The following is a 19582-nucleotide window of genomic DNA, read 5'->3' on the forward strand; positions in this document are numbered from 1 at the left end:
GACATACGTCCCGCTCTCTTCGCCACTCCACTCTTGAGGTGCTCCCATGCCGCAATCCTCCACCGCCGCTCTCCCCTCCCGCGACGACGCCACCGCCGAGATGATCACCGCGGCCGGCGACTTCTACCGCTTCGGCTGGTTGCACGGCACAAGCGGCAACCTGAGCACCCGCCTCTCCGACGAGGAGGTGCTCATCACCGCCAGCGGCAAGTCCAAAGGTGCCCTCACCCCCGACGACTTCCTCATCGTCGACCCGCAGGGCAAACCGGCCTCCAAAAAAGGTCCTCGCCCCTCAGCAGAAACCGGCGTGCATATGGCGATGTATAAGGCGCTGCCCGAGGTTGGTGCCGTTTACCATGTACACCACCTTCACGCCGCTCTCTGCGGAAAACGCGACTTCAAGCAGGGCTACACCTTCATCAACGACGTCGAGATGATCAAAGGTCTGGGGCTGTGGGAGCCCGAGGCCAGCGCGCGCATCCCGATCGTCGAGAACCACCACGACCTCGATGAGCTGGCCCGCGCCATCGCCGCCCACCTCAACAGCGAGGACTTCGACGCCACGGTGCCCGGCATCAACCTGCGCAACCACGGCGTCTACGCCTGGGGCAAGACCCCGGCCGAAGCCCGCCGCCACATCGAGACCTTCGGGTACCTCTTCGAATACAGCTGGCTCTCGCCCATGCACGACGCCGAGAGCCAGGCGGTGCGCGGGTTTGCCCGCTGACTCATCGCCTCGCGCCAGCCCCCGAGGCCGACGCCCTCACATGATCCCTGAACGAAAAAACCCCGGGAGGTTTCCCGGGGCTTTTATGCCTTCAAAGGCGGTCTGCGAGGGGAGGCCTCAGCGCACGAGCATCTTCGCGATGGTCTGCAGCTGCATGTTCGAGGTGCCCTCGTAGATCGCGCCGATCTTGGCGTCGCGGAAGAACTTCTCGGCCGGGTACTCGGTGGTAAAGCCCACGCCACCGAAGAGCTCCAGCGCTTTAGAGGAGACGCGCTCGGCGACCTGGCTGCTGTAGAGCTTGGCCATCGCGCTCTCTTTCACAAAAGGCAGCCCGGCGTCTTTGAGGCGAGCGGCGTTGTAGACCATGAGGCGGGCGGCCTCGATCTCGGTGGCCATCTGCGCGTACTGAAACTGCACACCCTGGAAGCTGGCAATCGACTTGCCGAACTGCTCGCGCTCCTGGATGTACTCCAGCGCGGCGTCGAGCGCGCCCTGAGCAAGACCCACCATCTGCGCGCCGATGCCGATGCGACCTTCGTTCAAGGTCTCAATCGCAACCTTGTAGCCCTTGCCCACTTCGCCGAGCACGTTCTCTTTGGGCACTTTGCACTTCTCAAAGAGCAGCTCGACGGTGGAGGAGGCGCGGATGCCCAGCTTGTCTTCCTTCTTGCCGACCGAGAAGCCCTCGAAGTCGCGCTCCACCAGAAACGCGGTGATGCCGCGGTAGCCGGCGTCCGGGTCGATGTTGGCAAAGACGATGTAGAGGTTGGCCTCCGCGCCGTTGGTGATCCAGAGCTTGGAGCCGTTGATCTCCCAGTGGTCGCCGCGGTCGATGGCGCGGGTCGAGAGCGCAAACGCATCGGAGCCGCTGCCCGACTCGCTAAGCGCGTAGCTTCCCACCCACTCCGAGCACATTTTGGGAAAATACTTCTGCTTGAGCTCCTCGTTGGCCCAGCGCAGGATCGCGTTGTTCACCAGCGTGTTCTGCACGTCGACAAAGACCGAGACGCTCGGGTCGACGGTGGCCAGGGCCTCAATGGCGAGGATCGCGGTCATGATCGAGCTCCCCGCCCCGCCGTACTCCTCGGGCACCTCAATGCCCATCAGCCCCATCTCAAAGCACTGCTTGATGAGCTCCTGGTCGAGCTGCTGGGCCTTATCCATCGCGTGGACCTTGGGAGCGATGGCGCTTTTTGCAAACGACGCCACGGCGTCGCGAAAGATCGCCTCATCTTCGGAGAGGTGGGTCAGGGGCATATGCGTCATAGGGTCGCCTCATCGGTGGAGGTTGAAGGGGGGCGTTCAAAGCCGTGAAAACCTGCGCACACACTTAGTCACCACGCTGCAGTTGCGCAAGCGCGCCGGGTAACCCTGAGGGGTCCGCCTCTTAGCTCGCGCGTGCGATGGCGCGGTAACACAAGCGCGCGAACGCCCCACAAGCAGCGCACACATTCCCTTTATACATCAATAGCTTACGCAATCTTTTCGCGCAAAGACTGCGCCTTAGCGCGCTGCGACGATCTGCCCGAGGTGCATTCGTCTCAGATCCCTCGTGTGGGGGTTGACAGCCCCCGGTGCCTTCCTTATCTAGTCGCCAAGTTCGCGCCCCGGCCGCGTTTTTTAAAACCGCCGGGGCATCAGCCCGCACCACACCACTTTGCTCTTTATGGAGTTAGATCATGCTCAAGCTCGGACAGAAAGCCCCCGAATTCACCACCAGCGCGCTCGTTGGCCGTGAGATCAAAGAAATCAGCCTGGCGGACTACGCCGGCCAGTGGGTCGTGCTCTTCTTCTACCCGATGGACTTCACCTTCGTGTGCCCGACCGAGCTGGTGGAGTTCAACAACGCCATCGACGAATTCGAAGATCGCGACGCCGTGCTGCTGGGCGGCTCCACCGACACCGCCTACAGCCACCTGGGCTGGGTGAAGAGCCACGATGACCTGGGCGACCTGAAGTACCCGCTCTTCGCTGACGTCACCAAGAAGATGGCCGCCGATTACGGTGTGCTGCACGAAGGCGACGGCGTGGCCGAGCGCGGCACCTTCATTATTGATCCGGAAGGCAACGTGCGCTTCCTCAACATCAACGACCGCAACGTCGGCCGCAGCGTCTCCGAGACCCTGCGCGTGCTCGACGCCCTGCAGACCGATGAGCTCTGCGCCTGCGGTTGGGAGAAGGGCCAGGACACCATCAAGCTCTAATCCCGCCGCGCACCTGCCGCGACGCGTCAAAGGGCGGCCTCTTGTGGGGCCGCCCTTTTTCTTAAGATTCAAACGCCCCACCCGGGTTGACCGCCCCGCTGCGGTCCCCACCTTGCCCCGAACCTGAGGTTCCAACCTGCCCGCGCCCTGCCCCATCTCGGCGCGCGCCACCACCCCCCGGAGATGATCATGAGCTGGCTTCCCGTACTGAGCGATGAGGCGATGAGCGACGACCAGAAGAAGGTCTTTGATCGCGCCCTGACCAAGCTGAACATCGAGGGCGACGCGCCGGACTGGCTGCGCGTGCTGGCCAACGCGCCGCTCTTCTTAAAAGACGTCTTTATGAACCTGGACAAAGGCGTCTTCTCCGAGGGCGGCCTGCAGCCGAAGACCAAGGTGCTGCTGGCGGCGGTGGCCGCGGCGCACTGGGGCAACCAGGATGTGGCGCAATTCTTTGCCGATCGCGCCCGCGCCCAGGGCTTTAGCGACGAGCAGATCCACGAGGCGCTGGGGATCGCGGCGACCTCCACCTCGTTTAACCTCTATTATAAGTTCCGCTCGCTGGCGGCGACCGACGCCTTTGAGGGGCTCAACCCCGGGCTGCGCGCCACCCTCTTTATGCGCCCGACGCTTGGCAAAGCGTTTGCCGAGCTGGTCAACCTGATGATCAGCACCGCCAACGGCTGCTCGAGCTGCGTCTCCGGGCATATCCAGGAGGCCGTCAATCAGGACGTGACCAAAGAGCAGATCGATGAGGTGATCCGCACCGGCGCTATCGTCGCCTCGATCTGCCAGTTCGTGAACAGCTCGGAGCGCTACACACGCTAACGCGCTCAGCTGAGGTGCACAGGCCGCGCAAGTCGCCACTTTTCGACCATCGCTGCCTGTTGTAAGTACCGAGGCGACCGGCTGCTTGCGCAGCTGGTCGCCTCGCGCGCTCTGCACGCGTTGAACAACGCGCCACACGTTGCGAAGGCATCGAAAACTTTGAAACGCGCCTCCGGCGCTTCGCATCTCAACGGCGTCGCGGTGCTTGTTACGGGCGACACCCACCGCGACCTCTCACCGTCTGAAGGGAGCATCATGTCTACGGGCACCAACGATCCTCGCGTCCCCATCGCCATCATCGGCGGCAGCGGCCTCTATGAGCTCGACGGCCTCAAGGTCATCGAAGAGCGCACCATTGAGACCCCCTTCGGCATGCCCAGCGCGCCGATCCTGATCGGTGAGCTCGACGGCCGTCGCGTGGCGTTTTTGCCCCGCCACGGCAAAAACCACGAGTACAACCCCTCGACGGTGCCCTACCGCGCCAACATCTGGGCGCTCAAGAGCCTGGGGGTCTTCTGGGTGGTCACCGTCAGCGCGGTGGGCTCGCTTAAAGAAGAGATCGTGCCCGGCCATGTGGTCATCCCCGACAACATCATCGACAAGACCTACCGCCGCGCCAACACCCTCTTTGATGAGCTGGCGGTGCACGTCAACCTGACCTACCCCTTCGATCCGATGCTGCGCGAGGTGCTCATCGAATGCGTCAAGGCCGAAGGCGTGCCCTGCCACACCGAGGGCACCTACGTGTGCATGGAAGGCCCGGCCTTTAGCACCCGTGCTGAGAGCGAGCTGCACCGCTCCTGGGGCGCCTCGCTCATCGGCATGACCGCCATGCCCGAGGCCCGGCTGGCGCGCGAAGCCGAGCTCTGCTACGCCACCATCGCCCTCTCCACCGATTACGACTGCTGGAAGGATGACGACGAGGTGGACGTTACCAACGTGATGGCGATCATCAAGCAGAACGTCGCCAACGTGCGCCGCATCCTTCAGCGCGTCATCCCGGCCATCCCGCTGGAGCGCGAAGAGGAGTGCGAAGCTGGCCGCGCCTTGCAGTTCGGTATCATGACGCCGGCCCACGCCATCCCCGAGGAGGCCCGCAAGAAGCTGGGCATCTTCCTCGATAAGTACCTCGATCAGTAGCCTGCGACGGCATTGTTCAGGGGCCGTTAAGGCCCTCTTTTGCCAGGGAGTCGACCTATGAAGTGTCAAAAGCTCGTGGATCTTTTGACGGATTACCTCGAAGGCGAGCTCGCCGACGACGAGCGCGCCCACCTCGAGGAGCATCTGGCGTTTTGCCCGCCCTGCGTCGACTTCCTCAACAGCTACAAACGCACAGGCCCCATGTGCAAGAAGGTGCTGGAGGCGAAGATGCCCGACTCCATGCAGCAGGCCCTTTCCACATTCCTGCGTTCCAGATTAGACTGCCCCGACTCGCCAGGGGAGTGACTCCCCCCGGGCGGCGCCACCCTTTGTGTTTCAACGAATTCAACGCTTTGACGTAGGTGTGACCGTGACGAGCTACCAGCCCTTTATGCAGGCGCTTTTGTGGACCTGTAAGAACTGCGCCTTTGTGTACGAAGGCGGCCAGCCCAAGCAAAACTGCCCGATGTGCGAGTCGTACAAGACCTCGTTCATCGACTTGCCGCAGCACCTGGAGGCGAAGGTGCGCGAGGCGCATCCCGATCTTCCTTTCAATCACGCCGACTGCCGCGCCACGCGCAAGAAGCTGATGGAAGAGCACGGCGTGCTCAAGAGCTACCGCGTCTCCGGCCGACAGCTGCCCACGGTCTCCGGCGGCAACATCTCGCCAGCCAAGAGCGTCTAAGACGCCCTCCCCTCTTTCCTATTGCCATCGAGCAACGCGATGAGCAGCCCCAACGCCCGGCGCCCGCTGGCCGAGCGCATGCGTCCGTCCACGCTCGAAGAGTTCGTGGGCCAGCGCCACCTTCTGGCCGAAGGCAAACTTCTGGCCAGCGCGCTCTCCCGGGGCCGCCTCCCCAGCCTGATTTTGTGGGGGCCCCCCGGCTGCGGCAAAACCACCCTGGCCAAAATCTTAAGCGACGAGGTCGGCGCGCAGCTCGCACCGCTCTCGGCGGTCAGCGGCGGGGTCAAAGACATCCGCCAGGCCGTGGAGCAGGCCGGCGATCTGCGGCGGATGCTCGGCCAGACCACGGTGCTCTTCGTCGACGAGATTCACCGCTTCAACAAAGCCCAGCAAGACGCGCTCTTGCCGCATGTGGAGCAGGGCACGGTCACGCTGATCGGCGCCACCACCGAGAACCCCAGCTTTGAGGTCAACGCCGCGCTGCTCTCGCGCTGCCGCACGCTCGTGCTCGAAGCGCTCGACGAGGCCGCGCTCGAGCGCATCCTCCGCCAGGCCCTCACCGACAGCTCCCGTGGCCTGGGCCTTGCGCCCGAGGCGCTCAGCGACGACGCCCTGGGCGCGCTGCTCAACGTGGCTGAGGGCGACGCCCGCGCCGCGCTCAACACCCTGGAGCTGGCCGCCACCTTCGCCGCAGCCCGAAACAGCACCACCATCGCGCACCCCGACGTGGAGGAGGCCGCCCAACAGCGCGTCATCCGCTACGACAAGGCCGGCGACGCCCACTACAACACGGTGAGCGCCTTTATCAAAAGCATGCGCGGCTCCGACCCCGATGCGGCCGTCTACTACATGGTGCGCATGTTGGAGGGCGGCGAAGATCCGCTTTTTGTGCTGCGCCGCATGGTCATCTTCGCCAGCGAAGACATCGGCAACGCCGACCCGAACGCTCTGCGCGTGGCGCTGGACGCCGCCGAGGCTTTTCGTTTTATGGGCATGCCCGAGGGCGTGCTGCCCATGACCCAGGCCGTCATCTACTTAGCCTGCGCCCCCAAATCCAACAGCGCGCTGACCACCTACGCCGCCGCCCGCAAGGCGCTCCAGCAGAGCGGCAACCTGCCGCTTCCCAAACACCTGCTCAACGCCCCCACCAAACTCATGGCCAACCTGGGCCACGGCCGCGGCTACAAATACCCCCATAACTTTTCGGGAAACTATGTGGCCGGGGAGTCGTATCTGCCCGACGAGCTCCAGGGCCAGCGCTTCTACCAGCCTGGCGAGAACGAGGTTATCCCGCGACCTCCCGGGCTTGATGCGGAGGCTGAAGCGCGGCGGAAAGCGGCGCAGGCACAGGGGCCGTCGCCGAATCCTTATCATAAGAATGCGACGTGAGTTGGGGGGTTCGCGGTGTAGGGAGGTTCGGGTGGGGCGTGGGGGTGCGCGTTTTGTGGTTGGGTGGTTAAGGGGTTAGGTGGTTGTGGGGCGCCCGGGTTCGCGCTGTGGGGAGGTTCGGGTGAACCGCCGTCGAGTACGAGCCACCAGTACGAGTACGAGCTACCAGTACGAGTACGAGCCACCAGTACGAGTACGAGCCACCAGTACGAGTACGAGCCACCAGTACGAGTACGAGCCACCAGTACGAGTACGAGTCACCAGTACGAGTACGAGCCACCAGTACGAGTACGAGCACCAGCCCCCCACCTATCCTCGAAAATCACCGGTACGTGATGTGATACGGAAACCGAAAGTTCCCCTGCACATAAAACTGCCCGATATGCCAGATCGAACCTTCGTCGAAGCTCCCCATCTCCAGCACCGAGCCCCCCACCGGCTGGGGCAGGTGCACCATCGACGACCACCCAAAGCTCAGCCCGAAGTCACGCGCGGCCTGAATTTCAAAGTCCAGGGTGATGTCGATGCCCGGGCGCACGAAGAAGGTCGGCGAGGGCAGCGTGTCGGAGTGCATAAACAACGCGGTGCCGATGAGCGAGGCGCCCAGGCTCACGCGAAAGGGGCTGGGGCTGAGCGCCAGCCCCGCACCCAGCAGCGACCAGGTCGCGCCGTACATTCCGGTGTCCCAGATTTTTGGCGAGAAGTAGACCGAGCGCGGCAAGATCGCGGCGATCCCCGGCCGATAGCGCACCTCGCCGGCTGCCAACAACTGATTGCGATACTGCCTCGGCACCACCTTCGGATGCTCCCGCACCAGATCCGAGGTAATCACCGCCTCCAGATCGATGCGCACCCCCAGGTGAATGGGCTGATCGTCATACACATCGCCCCCATAACCGCTGGAGAGCGAGGGAGAGCCCACCATCACACCGGCCGGCCCCACGCCGATCTGCACCGGGATGCTGGCGCGGTTGGGGGCCTTCCAGCCCTTGTAGCCCGAGCGGGCCTGCTGGGCCGCGGCCGGCGCGCTCATCGCCAACAGGCACACGCCTGCCACCATCGCCATCATCTGCACTGCACCTGCTCGTCGCACCGGACACCTCACTACATTGCTCGCCAGTCAGTCGGGGGAATGATTCATGTGGATCGTTGACGTTGGAGCGTAGTGGGAATTCAAGGGCGGGGTAAAGGCGATATCGGGCTCGCCGGGGAGCAACGAGCGCACCGTGCTGGCGAGTCGCCCCGGTTTCACCACAAAACTCGGGACATCGCCGCCGCCCTTTCCCTGCCCCCCCTTCCTGCGCTATGCCATGCGCCACCTTGTTTCTGTGCCGAGCTCGCCATCTTCTCCCCACCGCCCCACCGACGTTTTATGCGCACCGACACCTCCCGCGTTGCTTTTCTCTCGTTGCTTCTTGCCGGCGTGATCGCGCTGAGCGTGGAGACGCTGGCGCTCACGCTGAGCGAGCCGACCGTGGCGTTGTGGATGCTGCCGACGCACGTGGGCGTGGTCGGGCCGCTCGTCCTGCTCGGCGCCGCCCTGGGCGTGGTGGTCGCGCGGAGCTGGGGCGGGCTCTGGAGCGAGCGCAAACCTGAAGCGCTCAACGTGGTCGCCTGGCTCGTGAGCGCGCCGGTGCTGCTTGGCGCCTGGCTGGCCATAACGACCCTTATCAGCCTGAAGCTCGACGGGCGCATCGCCACCCCCTGGATGGGCGCGCTGCTCGGCGCGCTGCTCTCGGCCTGCGCCGGAGCTGCGATCCTGGCGATGAGCTCGCCAGGGGTCCTGCTCGTGCGTCGCCTGATCGCCAGGGTGACGAAGCACCCGGTGGGTCGCTTTGTGCTGCGCGCGGAGCTCTGGGTGCCGGCGTTACTGGTCTGTGGGGCGCTCGTCGCCCTGATCATGCCGCTTATCGGCCCGGGCGCGCTCAAGGTGCTCCCCTGGAGCTATGTGGCGACCGGATGCGCGGGGCTGGCCGCCCTCCCCCTCTCGTGGAAACTCCTGAACGCACGGCCGGAGCTCAAGACCCCGCTGATGCGCGCGCTCCCCGCCTCGCTTGTGCTGCTGAGCCTCTTTTCGCCCCTGATGCCGCGGGCAATGGAGCGCGCACGCAGCTCCTTTAGCGACAAGCCCGCAGTCGCCAGCCACCTTTACAGCGCGCTGGCCGGCCCCCTGGATTTTGATGGCGACGGCGCGCTCTCGCTCTACGCCGGCGGCGACTGCGCCCCCTTCGACGCCGCCCGCGGCCCCCACCAGGTCGAGACGCCTAACGACGGCATCGACCAGAACTGCTCCGGCGCAGACCTTACCTACGATGTGGCCGACTTCGGCCCGGGCCCCAAACGCGTGGCGCCCCCCGAGGGCATCTCGCGCCGCCCGAACATCATCCTGGTGACCACCGACGCCCTCTCCTTCAAACACACCACCGCCGGCGGCTACGAGCGCGACACCACCCCCAACCTCGCTGCATGGGCCGAGCGCGCCACTGTTTTTGAGACGGCGTTTTCCAACAGCACCTCCACGCGTCTGTCGATGCCGGGGCTTGTCACCAGCAAAATGAACAGCATGGTGCGCATGACCAACCGCCGCGTGCACCCCTACCCCTACGCCACAGACGAGGTCACCCTGGGCACGATGCTGCGCGACGCCGGCTACCGCACCGTGCATATCCCCGGCGACCGCTATTTTGTGCGCTGGCGCGGCTACGCCCTGGGTTTTGAAGAGTTTGATACGCAGACCTACAAAAAAGCCGACGATCGCGGCCACACCTCCCCCGCCCTCACCGAGCGCGCCATCGAGATCATCGAGCAGCACGACGACGAGCGCCCCCTGGCCCTGTGGATCCACTACTACGACCACCACGGCCCCTACGACATCCCCGAAGGCGCCCGAGTATTCGGTGAGGGCAAGAGCAATATGGAGCGCTTCGAAAGCGAGCTGTGGTTCGCCGACCAGAGCTGGAAAAACCTCTTTGAAGCCGTTGAGGCCCGCTGGGAGCCGGAGGACTACGTGATGGTCTTCACCTCCGATCACGGCGAAGCTTTTGACAAAAACCATCCCCGCGAGCACCACGACTTCTCGGTCTACACGCGCCCGACCCACATCCCGCTCATCATCCAGGCCCCCTTCGGCCGCGGCGAGCGCATCGACGGGCTTACCGGCCACATCGACGTGCTGCCCACCCTGGCCAACCTTCTGGATCTGGAGCCGCAGGAAGACTGGCTCGGAGAGACCCTGGTGCCCGCGCTGGTCGAGGGGCAGTCGCCCCAGAAAGACGTGATGCACTCGCTCTTCTACATCCCCGAGGCGGCCAAACGCGGCGAGGAGACCTTTAAGATGATCGGCACCCGCACCGACGATCTTTATTACTTCGACGACCGCATCCACGGCGTCCGCCGCCTGGTGCGCTGGCGCGAGGATCCGATCGACGCGGTGGATGTTTCGGGGGAGGAGCCGGAGACGGCCGAGATTTTTCGATACATCACCGGCCAGCGTCTGCAGTGGCTGCGCGAGCGCGAAGAGGCGCTGACCGCCTACGCCCCCGACGCTGAGAAGGCCGACGAGGAGTGAAAAAGCGCGCGTCGAGCGTTCTCGCAGCTGAAACTGGCGCGTCGGACCGAACGTCGCGCCTCTCCCCACTTGAAACTGCCGCGTCGGACCGAACGACACGCCTCTCCCCACTTGAAACTGGTCCATCGGACCGAACGACACGCCTCTCCCCACTTGAAACTGGCCCGTCGGACCGAACGACGCGTCGCTCCCCACTTGAAACAGGCGCGTCGGAGCAAACGGTACGCCGCTTTCAATCCGAATATGAGGCGTCGGAGCCAACGATACGCCGCTTTCAATCCGAACATGACGCGTCGGACCGAACGACTCGCCAGTTTCAATCTGAACAAAAGGCCCGGGGGCGGACGACACGACTCTTTTAACCGGCGGATCGCACGTCGGGCGCTCCGATACCCCTCTTTCAATTTGAAAGAGAGGCGTCGGGCGCTCCGACACACCTGTTTCATTTTAAAACAGAGGCGTCGAAGCGCATAAAGACTGGGCGATCGGGGATTTGAGGGGTTGGATATCCAAGAAGCGCTCAACTGCTTTTGAGCGCCTCCCGAATATGCTCCAGACTCCAGATACTCGGAGCATCCCCCTTCAGCGAGGCGACCTCCTCCTGGCTGCGTCCCAGGATGGTGCGCAGCTCCAGCGGGGCGCGCTCCTCGAGGTCTTCGACCACGATCTCGAAGCGTCCCGTATCGAAGGGCTTGCCGCTGGCGCCCTCCACCTTCACGACCCGCTCGCGCTGGCCGCGGCGCTCAAAGTCCATGGCGCGGTGGATGCAGTAGGGGTTGTTGCCGGTCTTGCCCAGCAGGCTATGCGAGGTCCAGGAGCAGCCCGCCTTGCACTCCGCCGCGTAGTAGCAGGTGCGACAGTAGCCCCAGAGGTCTTCGACGGTGCGCTCGCGCAGGTACTTGAGCTCCGGCGTGGTCGCGACCGTCTCGGCGATGCTCAGGTCGCGTACATTGGCGCCGGTATAATGCTGGGTGGGAAGCGAGGGGCAGCCCTTGATCTTGCCGTCCGCCTCCAGTCCAATCGACCACTTGCCCGCCGAGCAGCCGCTCCAATGCACGCCCTCCTCGCCGCGAAAGCGCAGCAGCTGCTCGTAGGGCCCGAAATACCCGATGTTGTTTCCCGGATAGAGCCCGATGCCATTGGGTGTGAGTTTGGTGGACTTGAGGTAGGCCAACAGCGGAAAGACCTCCAGCAAGTCGTAGGGTTGCAGCAGAAGCTCGGGGCGGTCGGCGGCGCGCCCCATCGGCACGGTGAGCTGAATCTGCCAGGCGTTGATGCCGAGTTCCACCAGCACATCCACAAGCGCCGGGAGCTCCGGTAAGGAGAGGCGATTGATCTGGGTGTTGGCGCCCAGGCGAATCGGTGAGTCGGCGATGCGTTTGGCCGACGCCAGCGCGCTCTCAAAGGCGCCCTTTCGACCCCGCAACGCGTCGTGGGTCTGCTGCAGCCCGTCGAGCGACACCGAGATGAGCTTGATGCCCGACGCCACGGCCTGCTCCACCCGCTCCGCGCTCAAATCACGACCGCCGGTGGTCATGCTGCAGACCATGCCCTGGCGGGTGATCTCCGCCGCAATCTCGGGCCAGTCCTCCCGCAAATAGGCTTCACCGCCGATCAGCGTGACCTCGCGAATGCCGAGCTTCGCGAGCTGGTCGACGACCTCCAGGCACTCCTTGGTGCTGAGCTCGTCGGGACGCGCTTTGCCGGCGCGCGAGCCACAGTGTCGGCACCCAAGGTCGCAGGCGAGCGTGATCTCCCAGACGCAGTAGAGGGGGGTGCCGCGCTCCAGATCTTCGGGGGTGACCGCGCGAGTCGGTCGCCGGACCTGCTGGACTTCACTCCCCATCGTCGATCTCACTGACATCTTCCTCGACATCCGCAATCTCCTCACCCAGCGGAGCACCGTAGACATCCTGAGCGACATTATCGTCTGGGGTATCCCATGTATCGCCGGCGTCGCCGACGTCTTCCTGGTCAACGTCTTGCTGCTCGACGTCCGGCGAGGGATCCTCAATATCTTCGCCGCCGCAGGCCCCGAGAAGGGTGAGGCTGAGCGCGGACGCCGCAGCAATCCCGGTGGACCGTTGTGCCAGACGCGCGACCGTGCCACGCGACTGACGCGACGCTTGCGGTCCAAAGGTGGTGGCGCAGAAGGGGCACTCGGCCTCAGGGGCGTCGCGCTCCACGCGCACGTGCGACATGCACGAAGGACAGGTGGCCAGAATCGTCAGTTTTTCGTTCATGGTGGCGCTCCTCCAAAAAGAATTCAGTGAACATCAGAGATCGAGGTGGTCGGTCCCCACGACCGACGCGAGGCGTAACCCCACCCGCTCGGGGTCACCGGTGCGTTGCGATGGGAGGACCCTAGAAAGGGGTAGAGGGCAAAAGCAAATGTTTTATTTGAGGGGCAGCACAGGGTTGTGACGGAGGCTTCCGCGTCAGGAGTCCATGCCCGCATCGCGCCAGCGCTCGACGAGGCGAACGAACTTTTGCTGATCGTTTTTGCTCACGCCGGGCTTCATCTGGCTCACGCCCCAGGCACTCCCCGCCGCGATGACGATGGCGAGTGTGGTGGTGGCCAGCGCCTTCTGCCAAACAAGCTCCTGCTGCCAGCAACGGGCCGCCATCAGCATCGCGGCGAGTAGCGCGATGAAAATGGGAAACATCGTCCACATCGAGGCGGTGCCGAGCGAAAGTGAGAGCACGTTCTCGCTCATAAAGCCCTCGCGCAGGAGCGGCACGACGATGTCGGGCAGAGGATTCTTAAATTTGGGGGGCAACTCCGGCATCGTGGCCGCCACAAGCTGACAGTAGATGACGCCCCACGCCACAAGCGTGAGCGTCAGAATTCGCCCGCCAACATGGCGGCGGCACACAGCAAACCCCACCGCGCTCAAGATCGCCCAGGCGCCCAGCGAAGGCACCAGCAGGCGCGGACCAAAACCCCAGCCCGCAAACCACATGTTGGCGCTGGAGACGACCGCAAGATAAGCGAGCGCGGTCGCGCTGAGCAGCAGCGAAAGTGCCGGGCGACGGCGAAAAAGTGCGACCGCGCCGGGGATTGCCAGCAGCACCCAGGGTGACGATGGCAGAAGCCCGCGGTGCATGCTCAGCGCGATGCCCGAAAAGTACTCCCACTTCGGGAGTGTCACCCCGCCCACACCCTGCGTGTGCAGATCGTTGAGATGGTCGTTGACCAGGTGGTGGTAGGAGAGCTCCAGCGGGCCCCCGAAGGCCGCGTTGTTATAAACGAGCAGTAGGATGAGCGGACCGAGCGCGCCCAGACCGAACCCCAGCCAGATGGGCCATCGCCTCAGGCGAGGCTCAAAGACCACGTAGGCGGAGAGAAGCAGGCAGGCCACCCCGGCCTGAAACTCGATGAGCCCGGCCACTCCGGCGGCAAGCCCCGCGCCAAAGGCCAGCATCCCACCTCCCGGCTTCGATACACCGCTCTCTGTCCCCCCCCCCTGAAGAATCTCAAGCTGCCAGAGCGCCACCAGCAGCGCCACGGCCACGGCGTGGTGACCAAAAAACGCGCCGGCGTAATGAAAGGCCGCGCTCCCCAGCATCCACGCTACGGTCGCAAGTTCGATGCTTCCCGGCGAAACCTGCAGCCGCTGCAGAATCCCTCGGAGCGCCACCATCCCCAACGCCGCCAGCGGCAACATCACGCCCAGGCGAAAGAGCATCAGAAGCGACTCAAACTCCCAGTCGCCCGCCCCGAAGAGCATCGCGATGGCGTAGACCGGCAGCGCCAGAAAGCTCAGCCCGGGCGCCTTATCCGTAAAATGCTGACCCTCGAACGCTGCGAGATCAAAGACGCGGCCGAAACGCTCCATCGGCACGTCGATGGCCAGCGTGCCTTCGTGCAGCATAGCCCAGGTCAGGTAGATGCGCGTGCGCTCGTTCGGAGCGCTGACGTCGAGGAAGAGCCAGGCGTAGCCCATGCATAAGAGCACCAACGCGATCATGATCCACGGGCGTCGATCCGACGTGCTGGCAGGTGGTGTCGTCGGGGATTTCGCGTCGCTCACTTCATCTCCTCGGGGTATCTCCGGCTGCGAAGGGCGGGAGCGTAGTGGTAGCGAGGGGGTGATGCAAGACGGCCCAATACACCGGTGGGTGACATCACTTCCATGTGCCAGCCCCAGGGTACGGCCGCTCGGATAACCCATCTCGCGCACGGCCAACCTGGGGCGCATGCCCTCCTCCCCTTACCCCCTAACGTCCCCAAGGATGCTGGAATTTGGTCGGCATTAGGGCTAAACCTGCGTGGTACGTGCTCGCCACATCTTTATCCCATCTCCCGCGCCACGATCTGCTCCATGCTGCGACGACTTCAACGCTATCTCGACCCCGCCGGGCTGCGCTTTTTACTCTTCACCGCGCTTCCCCTGCTCCTTCTCTTGCTGGTCCTCAAGCTCGCCCGCGTCGCCGCGCGCGGCCAGGTTGAGGGCATGCTCGGGGCGGTGGATCTCTTTAAATCCGAGCTGCTCTTTGGGCTGGGGTTCGCGTTGGTCGGTGTCTCGCTACTGGGTTGGATAAAAAACAGCCGGGCGCGGGCTGGCGTGAGCGCGGGACTCTCGGTGGTCGCTGCGCTCGTGGCGGGCGTTGACATCATCGCGAACCATTTTTACCTCTCCACCGGCTCCACTCTGGATGCCTCGCTCTTCATGTTCTCGCTGCAAAACTTCAGCGAGACTTGGAACGTCATCTCTAGCGAGGTGCCCATCTGGACCCTGGGAGGCCTCTTCATCGCTCTGGGATTTTTTGCTCTGGGACCGGTGCTGCTGGGCCCGCGCTTTTCCCCCAATGCCCCCCTGGCGAGCGACACCAGCCCGGGCGCGCTTGCTGCCCCGGCGATGTTCGCCAGCGCAGCCTTTCTCATCGCGCTGGCCTGCACCCCGCCGCTCGCTGAGCCCTACGCCCCCTTTGCGCGGGCCTCGGTGGTAAACCTGGGGCTGAGCGCGCTCGACCTCGGGAGTGATGAGGACGTCGCCATCATTGAGCGCCCCGACCTCACCCAGGCCTCGCTCACGCTTGCAAACTCCGCCAAGGGTGATGCCCCCAGACATCTCGCATTCATCATTCTGGAATCTACTCGCGCCCGCTCCACCTCAGTCTACAACCCGGAGCTCAACACAACGCCCTTCCTTGCAGAGCTGGCCGAGAAGAGCCTGGTGGCCGAGCGCGCTTATGCGGTGGTCCCGCATACCTCCAAGGCGCTCGTCGCAATGCTTTGCGGCATTGAACCCCAACTCAATATGCCGATCACCGAGGCCTTTCCGGGCGCTATTCCCGCCCCCTGTCTAGCCGACTTACTCCGCGATCAGGGATATGCAACAGCCTTCTTTCAGTCGGCCACCGAGCATTTCGAGGGCCGACGCCAACTCATCGACAATATGGGCTACGATTATTTTTTACCGGTTGATGAAATGAGCACCCGCGGCTTCGGAAAGGCGAACTACTTTGGCTATGAAGACGACGTCATGCTTGCTCCAAGCGAGTCCTGGCTTCGTCGCAATTTAGACAGCCCTACCTTCACGACCTATCTGACGCTGACACCCCACCATCACTACGTGATTCCGGATCGTTATGGAAAACACAAGTTCGACGCAGATAAAGAGCTCAACAAGTACCATAACGCCGTACGCTACGTGGATCACTTTGTGGACAACATCATAAAACAATACAAAGAGCTGGGTCTTTATGACGACACCCTCTTTGTGGTCGTCGGCGACCATGGGGAGGGCTTTGGGGAGCATGGCCGCCGCCAGCATGACAACGTCATCTACGAAGAAGGCGTGCGCGTCCCAATGATGCTCTACGCTCCCCACAACCTCGAACTCGCAGGTCGCATAGAAGAACCAATAAGTCATATTGACCTTTTGCCAACCCTGGTCAATCTGCTCGGTTTCGACCTCTCAAAACGGTTTCCCGGGTTTGATATTCGCGAGATTCCCGAAAACCGCGCGGTGTTTGCTCAGTGCTGGTACGAGCGCCGCTGCATGGCCAGCATCCGAGGCGATGACAAATACATCCATCACTTCGGCACTCAGCCCGATGAGCGCTTCAACCTCAACGACGACCCCCTCGAAGAGCGTTCCGTGATTAACCTTCATGACGATAATCATGTCCGCGTTAGGGAGTTAGTCACGTGGCGCGCCTCGGTTAACGCCTGGCATGAACACGAGAACGCGATATTGCTCGACAAAGTCGTTTACGACGAGCTTCCCCCTATCGCCAATCAGGTGAACGTGAAGTTAGGTGACTTTGCGCGCATCCGTGGTTTCGACGTCTCCACGGATGTGATGCGACCGGGGGAAAACGTCACCTTTACGTATGTGTTTGAGGCCCTCTCGGAGATCCCAGAAGGCTGGGGACTCTTTGTGCACGCCGAAGGGCCGGGCCGCACGAAATTCCTCGACCATGTCACCGCCAGCGGTTTGTATCCGTTGCAGGTATGGAAGCCCGGGGATCTCGTCGTCGATCAGCACTCCTTCGTGGTGCCCGGACACTGGAAGGATGGCGAGTTCAATCTGCGCATCGGCATCTACCACCGTAAGAAAGGTCGAGTGGAGGTGAGCGGTGATGTGCCCATCACCGACGATAAGCGCGCTACCCTCATCACCTTGCCGGTCGAGCGCTGACGGGTGCGCCGTCCCCTTGCATCGCACCTGCGCGCTTGCTAGCAGAAGCCCCGTGACTTCCCACACCTGCACTCCCCCTCCCTACGAGGCTTTTATGAAGTTGAATACCTGGGCATTGGCGGCGCTCGGCACCTTATTGATCACCATGGGCTGCGAGGGCGACGACGACCCCACACCCGCCCCCATCACCGAGCATGAGGAGCTTCGCCTGGAGCGCGTCTTCCCCACGGACGCAAACCCCGGCCAGGAGTTTGAGTTCTGCGTCTTCGCCTCACCCATGCACTTCAACGATGGCGAGCAGGACTGGGTCATCGCGATGGTTGGAAACGGCGAGCTCGCTGCGCACCATCCCGAAACAGGTGCCGTCGAGTGGTCGGTGGCGTTGCCGGCCCCCGAAGGAGAAGGTGTGTTTGCGCTGGCGCAGCCCGCCTGGCTCGACGACTCACGTCTCGTCGTGGCCTACCACACGGTGCCTGCCGATCATGAAGCGCCCTACGACGCCAACGTGCAGCGCTTGAGCCACCGTGTGGTGGTGGTCGACCTGATGGCGCGCGGGCTGGACGAAGGCTTTGAGCCGGTGGAGCTGGAGGCGACGCTTCCCGCCAATGATGACGCCACCGTGAGCTTCCGGCCCGATCGGGCGCTCAGCCGCAGCGATGTGGTGATTGGCCGTTCGGCCGACGCCACCCTGGGCCGCGCCTACGTCACCCTGGGCAACACCCGCGACATTCAGCCCTGGCATGGTTGGGCCTTTGAGATCGACCTGGACACCTGGGCCGACCAGGGCCCCGACGCCGCCATCAGCGCGGTGTTCAACTCCACGCCGGAGCCCGATGAGAACTGTGGGCCTGAAGGAACCTCTGGCTCGCGCGACCGCCGCTGCGGCGGGGGTATGTGGGCTCCGACCGGTCCGCTGCTCGTCGAGGAAGAGGGAGGCGGCTACCACCTGATCGTGGGAACCGGCAACGGCCAGCTCGACCTGGCGCGCAACGACTACGCCAACACCCTGATGCGCCTGGGCCCGGGCCTCGACTTTAACCCGATGTGCGACGCCGAGGCGTGTGCCGACTTCAACCCCGACGACCCCTCGCTGGCCTGCGTCGAGAGCTGCCAGGATCTCTTCATCCCGCGCCTGCTCGAAGGCCAGAACCCGCCGCGCCCTGCTGACGGTCGCTGCCCCGACGACATGACGCTTTTCGAATGCTGGCAGGAGATGGATTACATCGGCGGCAGCACGCCTGTGCGCGTCGAAGTTGGCGAGGATGCCGTGCTGGTGTACCCCACCAAGGATGGCCACGCCTACATGGTCGATGCCGACCATATGGGCACGATGCATGACCGCCACAAGCTCGTCGATCTCTGCGGCACCGAGGACGACGAGTGCCGTAAGACCTGGGCGGGCATGGCCGTGACCCAACCCCTGGTGATGGATGGCGAGGAGGGCCCGATGGTGCTCATCCCCACGTTTATGCCCGACCGTACCCACGCCGCGGGCGTGGTGGCGCTCAACCTCATCGAAACGGAAGATGGCCCGCGTTTTGAGCGTCGCTGGGAGTTCCCGAGCTTCGACGACCCCTCGGCGATCACGCGCTTCCGCGAGCATCCGGGGCGCGTCGTGGCCGCGCCGATTGAAGAAGGTGGCGATCCCGTCGCCTGGCTAGTTGAAGTCGGCGATCCGGGCTCGACAGGTCGGTTGATTGCCCTCGATCCGCTCACCGGGGAATCGCTTTTTGACGCCGACCTGGCCGGCCGCGGCCAGCGCTACACCTCGCCATTGCGCGTGGATGACCGCATCTTCGTGTCGTCGTGCCCGGGCGACAAAGCCGCGAGCCGCCTGGAAGGTTACCAGTTGGTGCCGGTCGATTAAGCGCATTCCGCGCTACCTGCAAAAAACCCCGACTCGCCACAGCGAGTCGGGGTTTTTTATTGATAGGTTCGGCGCTCGGAGTTCCGGGCGGGCACACGACTCGCCACTACGACATGGGTGGGGTTTGCAAACGCGCCGCACGTGGATATGCGCCTCTTCTCCAGGCCAGGTCACCTCCCCCAAAACCGGTTCCCCACCCCCAAAATCCGCGTCGACCTCCCTCCGACATCGGTCCCCGACCCATTTCCGAGCCAGGTGACCTTCCTAAAAACCGGTCCAACCGTGACATCCTGTCACACTCACCTCCCCCAAAACCGGGTTCTATGTGGTGTTTTACTACGGTGACCTCCCCCGAAACCGGTCGACATGTGCCATTCTGTCACGGTGTGGCTCATCAAAATGGGTCGATCACCGATTTCGACGAGCCTCACCCCCTTCGCGGCCGCTCCCGACCCCTTTTCCACGCGCCGGTGCTCAGAGTTCGCCGGTCGCGCACCGCCGGGAGCGCTGCTGGGGGCACATCC

General features: G+C 63.7%; 15 protein-coding genes. 10 read left to right on the forward strand and 5 right to left on the reverse strand.

Features of this window, described 5'->3' with window-relative positions; all coding sequences use genetic code 11:
* Positions 1-46: 46 nt before the first annotated feature.
* Positions 47-727 (forward strand): methylthioribulose 1-phosphate dehydratase, encoded by a 681-nt coding sequence (mtnB, locus tag FRC96_RS05370; RefSeq protein WP_146973481.1) that lies wholly within the window; start codon positions 47-49, stop codon positions 725-727.
* Positions 728-844: 117 nt separating this feature from the next.
* Here mtnB and FRC96_RS05375 read toward each other — a convergent pair whose 3' ends face one another.
* Entirely contained in the window at positions 845-1993 is a 1149-nt protein-coding gene (locus FRC96_RS05375) for an acyl-CoA dehydrogenase (RefSeq protein WP_146973482.1), read from the reverse strand.
* 413 nt (positions 1994-2406) lie between these two features.
* Between FRC96_RS05375 and FRC96_RS05380 the strand changes: the two genes are divergently transcribed.
* From FRC96_RS05380 to FRC96_RS05405, 6 genes are all read left to right on the forward strand, one after another.
* The gene (locus FRC96_RS05380; protein ID WP_146973483.1) at positions 2407-2931 is read left to right on the forward strand and encodes a peroxiredoxin; all 525 of its coding nucleotides are present in this window, start codon (positions 2407-2409) and stop codon (positions 2929-2931) included.
* Between the two features lie 189 nt (positions 2932-3120).
* On the forward strand, positions 3121-3759 hold the full coding sequence (locus FRC96_RS05385; RefSeq protein ID WP_230469904.1) for a carboxymuconolactone decarboxylase family protein: 639 nt from the start codon (positions 3121-3123) through the stop codon (positions 3757-3759).
* Positions 3760-4014: 255 nt separating this feature from the next.
* Positions 4015-4899, forward strand: coding sequence for an S-methyl-5'-thioadenosine phosphorylase (gene mtnP, locus FRC96_RS05390; protein WP_146973485.1), 885 nt, complete (start codon positions 4015-4017; stop codon positions 4897-4899).
* Between the two features lie 57 nt (positions 4900-4956).
* On the forward strand, positions 4957-5205 hold the full coding sequence (locus tag FRC96_RS05395) for an anti-sigma factor family protein (protein ID WP_146973486.1): 249 nt from the start codon (positions 4957-4959) through the stop codon (positions 5203-5205).
* Between the two features lie 64 nt (positions 5206-5269).
* Positions 5270-5584, forward strand: a complete 315-nt coding sequence (locus FRC96_RS05400) for a rubredoxin-like domain-containing protein (protein WP_146973487.1) — start codon at positions 5270-5272, stop codon at positions 5582-5584.
* 39 nt (positions 5585-5623) lie between these two features.
* Complete coding sequence (locus FRC96_RS05405; protein WP_146973488.1) at positions 5624-6973, forward strand: replication-associated recombination protein A; 1350 nt, start codon at positions 5624-5626, stop codon at positions 6971-6973.
* A 322-nt stretch (positions 6974-7295) separates the two neighbouring features.
* Here FRC96_RS05405 and FRC96_RS05410 read toward each other — a convergent pair whose 3' ends face one another.
* Positions 7296-8066: a hypothetical protein gene (locus FRC96_RS05410; protein ID WP_146973489.1), complete on the reverse strand. Its 771-nt coding sequence runs from the start codon at positions 8064-8066 to the stop codon at positions 7296-7298.
* Between the two features lie 279 nt (positions 8067-8345).
* Between FRC96_RS05410 and FRC96_RS05415 the strand changes: the two genes are divergently transcribed.
* Positions 8346-10541, forward strand: a complete 2196-nt coding sequence (locus FRC96_RS05415; protein WP_146973490.1) for a sulfatase-like hydrolase/transferase — start codon at positions 8346-8348, stop codon at positions 10539-10541.
* Positions 10542-11061: 520 nt separating this feature from the next.
* On the opposite strand, the gene FRC96_RS05420 is transcribed toward FRC96_RS05415, so the two are convergent.
* The 3 genes from FRC96_RS05420 to FRC96_RS05430 form a co-directional block, all read right to left on the reverse strand.
* Entirely contained in the window at positions 11062-12387 is a 1326-nt protein-coding gene (locus tag FRC96_RS05420; protein WP_230469905.1) for a radical SAM/SPASM domain-containing protein, read from the reverse strand.
* Positions 12377-12784: a hypothetical protein gene (locus FRC96_RS05425; protein ID WP_146973492.1), complete on the reverse strand. Its 408-nt coding sequence runs from the start codon at positions 12782-12784 to the stop codon at positions 12377-12379. The genes FRC96_RS05420 and FRC96_RS05425 overlap by 11 nt, the downstream gene beginning before the upstream one ends.
* Positions 12785-12979: 195 nt before the next feature.
* Positions 12980-14575: a hypothetical protein gene (locus FRC96_RS05430; protein ID WP_146973493.1), complete on the reverse strand. Its 1596-nt coding sequence runs from the start codon at positions 14573-14575 to the stop codon at positions 12980-12982.
* 552 nt (positions 14576-15127) lie between these two features.
* Here FRC96_RS05430 and FRC96_RS05435 point away from each other — a divergent pair.
* Positions 15128-17191, forward strand: a complete 2064-nt coding sequence (locus tag FRC96_RS05435) for an LTA synthase family protein (protein WP_230469906.1) — start codon at positions 15128-15130, stop codon at positions 17189-17191.
* 94 nt (positions 17192-17285) lie between these two features.
* Complete coding sequence (locus tag FRC96_RS05440; RefSeq protein ID WP_146973495.1) at positions 17286-19058, forward strand: hypothetical protein; 1773 nt, start codon at positions 17286-17288, stop codon at positions 19056-19058.
* The last annotated feature ends 524 nt before the right edge of the window (positions 19059-19582 follow it).

The organism is Lujinxingia vulgaris (genome assembly GCF_007997005.1).
Lineage (GTDB): Bacteria > Myxococcota_A > Bradymonadia > Bradymonadales > Bradymonadaceae > Lujinxingia.